General features: G+C 40.0%; 2 protein-coding genes and 1 pseudogene. 1 reads left to right on the forward strand and 2 read right to left on the reverse strand.

Translation table 11 applies throughout. The features are described 5' to 3' along the window. Nucleotides 1-78: 78 nt before the first annotated feature. Nucleotides 79-228 (forward strand): hypothetical protein, encoded by a 150-nt coding sequence (locus BTHERMOSOX_RS10275; RefSeq protein ID WP_171004744.1) that lies wholly within the window; start codon nucleotides 79-81, stop codon nucleotides 226-228. Here the strand turns inward: BTHERMOSOX_RS10275 and BTHERMOSOX_RS10280 are convergent. Together BTHERMOSOX_RS10280 and BTHERMOSOX_RS10285 are read right to left on the reverse strand one after the other, a co-directional pair. Further along, nucleotides 225-1,325: an alkene reductase gene (locus tag BTHERMOSOX_RS10280; protein WP_138121061.1), complete on the reverse strand. Its 1,101-nt coding sequence runs from the start codon at nucleotides 1,323-1,325 to the stop codon at nucleotides 225-227. The two genes, BTHERMOSOX_RS10275 and BTHERMOSOX_RS10280, sit on opposite strands and share 4 nt — an antisense overlap. A gap of 295 nt (nucleotides 1,326-1,620) precedes the next feature. Then, a pseudogene (locus BTHERMOSOX_RS10285) lies at nucleotides 1,621-2,250 on the reverse strand (recombinase family protein); the annotation flags it as partial. Between the last annotated feature and the right edge of the window lie 321 nt (nucleotides 2,251-2,571).

Genomic DNA, 2,571 nt, shown 5'->3' on the forward strand with positions numbered 1-2,571 from the left:
GAGCAGGGTTTTGTGCGTAGTTGAGACGGACGCAGGGCGGCCAGGGCATCTCCCATTCGCTGCGTAGGCGAATGAATTATGGCGACAGGAGTCCCAAAATTTCGTGAGGTAGCATGGCGCGCCTGGGATATTGCCATCGAAACAACAAGCGCTGATGCTTTAATTGTATGTGAAATTTTTGTTGAATTAATCATATTATTGTCTTCCTGTATTATTTATGTTGTTTAAATTGTGTAACAGGGGAAATCTGTATAACCCACTTCACCGCCCCCAAATAAGGTGGATGAATCTGTTATTTCATTAAGCGGTAAATTATTTTTAAAACGATATGGCAAATCAGGATTAGCTAAAAATTTACGGCCGTAGGCAACAAAATCAACTAAGCCACTTGCTATAATCTTCTCACCACTTTCTGCGGTGTAGTTCCCCGCGACGATAATGGCACCATTAAAAGCCGCTCGTAGATCATGACGAAAACTATCCGAGACTGCTGGTGCATCATCCCAATCTGCTTCCGATAAATGAATGTACGCAATGCCCAAGTCATTAAATAATTTCGCAGCTAGTAAAATGGCATCAATCACCTGAGTGTCATTCATGCCTCGTTGCGTAATAAAGGGGGCTAACCGAATACCTACCTTATCAGCGCCAATCTCATGGCTTACAGCATCAATAATTTCAACTGCAAATCGAATACGGTTTTCAATTGAACCGCCATATTCATCATCACGTTTGTTCGAGCTACGACGCAAAAACTGGTCAATCAGATAGCCATTACCGGCATGAATTTCAATGCCATCAAAACCTGCCTCAATGGCATTTTTTGCAGTATGTCGATAATCATCAATAATATCTTTAATATCGTCATTACTAAGTGCTCTGGGTATAGGACAGTCCAGCATCCTACCAACACCATCATCACCGACGATCCACACTTGCGCATCTGGTGACAATGCTGAAGGAGCAACAGGTGTACCATCTTCATGTAATGATTCATGTGACATACGGCCCACATGCCATAGCTGAGAGAATATTCGCCCCTCAGCAGCGTGAACTGCATTCGTTACTTTACGCCAGCCATTCACATGCTCCTCGGAGTACATTCCAGGCGTAAAAGAATAGCCTTTTCCCTGTTTTGATATTTGCGTTGCTTCGGTAATAATAAATCCGGCGCTAGCCCGTTGTGCATAGTAAGTTGCCATTAAATCTGTAGGAATATCGCCAGGTTGAGCCGTACGTGATCGCGTCATTGGTGCCATAACAATACGGTTAGGACTTACGATCGTCCCCATAGCTTTGGGGGTAAATAAAACTGAGTTCGTCATTTCTTTCTCCTTAAATATAGGGATGTTCTTTATTATTTGAAGCACCATGTGGAAATATCATTTCAACAATAAGCCCATCAGGACCACTAACAAATAGGGGTATTGTGCATAAATGGCATATTATTCGCTTCATGCTCTACAGCCCTTTAATATAAAAGCATACAGAGCTACCTTGTTTTTCAAAAAGAAAACTTATTAAGCTCAACCATTTTGTCAGAAATGGTCATCCTCGGCCTGAACACCACTGTTTACAAGGGTGTTACCTAGTTACCTGCCAAGCAAAGTACTCACTTTATTAAGGCTTCGGGCCCTCTTGCTTTAGTCTTTTTGAAACTTTGGAAATTGTAGTACGAGAACAACCTAAAATATGCTGAATGTAGTCATAGGATTTTTTATCCGTCAACATGCCTTCAATCTTTTGTTGTAATTCTGTATCACTTGGCCTTCCAGGGTAACGCCCCTCAGACTTAGCTTTAACAATGCCTTCCTTTTGGCGCCTTCTTCGATCTACATAGTCCTTTCTAGCAATAGCCGCAAGCATATCGAGCATCAAATCATTAATGGCTGATAACATTCTTCCTGTAAACTCATCATTAACTACAGCAAACTGATGACTCGTAGGCAAATCTAGCGAAACAACCCTTAATCCTTTTGTCTTGATTATGGATTTAAGCGAATTCCAGTCATCATCTTTTAGCCTAGAGATTCTATCTATTTGTTCAACTAGAATAATATCGCCTTTTTGAGCTATTTCAAGCAACCTAAAAAGCTCGGGTCTCTGAAGACTTGTCCCAGATTCATTTTCTGCAAAAAAGGTAGATATTACTAAGTGATGCTCACTGGCAAATTGCTGTAACGAATCTTTAGCTCGATCTGCATTTTGCTCTTTTGCCGATGCTCTTAAATAGGCATAAGTTCTAAAACTGAAGTTTCCTAATTTTTAGCGCACACAAACATTAGTAAAGGCTAATTTTGAAAAATATTACCATTAACTAATATAGGTGAGTTGCATTATCGAAAAAAAGATATATTAGTTTAAAAATAACAGGTTAATGATGAATGAGACCTGGTTTTGGTGTATAATAAAAGTTTCTAACGCATTGATTATACAAACAAAACGGCCTCATTCATGTTCATTTTACGCGATATTTTACTTCCGCTTCAAGATCATTTTTCGCAAACCGATTTAGGCCGTGAACGAGCCTCTTTATTTGTTTACACGATACTGTCTATTATCGTTCCTTTC

Source organism: Bathymodiolus heckerae thiotrophic gill symbiont (assembly GCF_900128515.1).
Taxonomy (GTDB): Bacteria; Pseudomonadota; Gammaproteobacteria; order PS1; family Pseudothioglobaceae; genus Thioglobus_A.

Bases quoted from the DNA above. Each gene is read 5' to 3' on its own strand.
- BTHERMOSOX_RS10280 (WP_138121061.1), bottom strand. From the start codon at position 1,325: ATGACGAACTCAGTTTTATTTACCCCCAAAGCTATGGGGACGATCGTA.
- BTHERMOSOX_RS10275 (WP_171004744.1), top strand. From the start codon at position 79: ATGGCGACAGGAGTCCCAAAATTTCGTGAGGTAGCATGGCGCGCCTGG.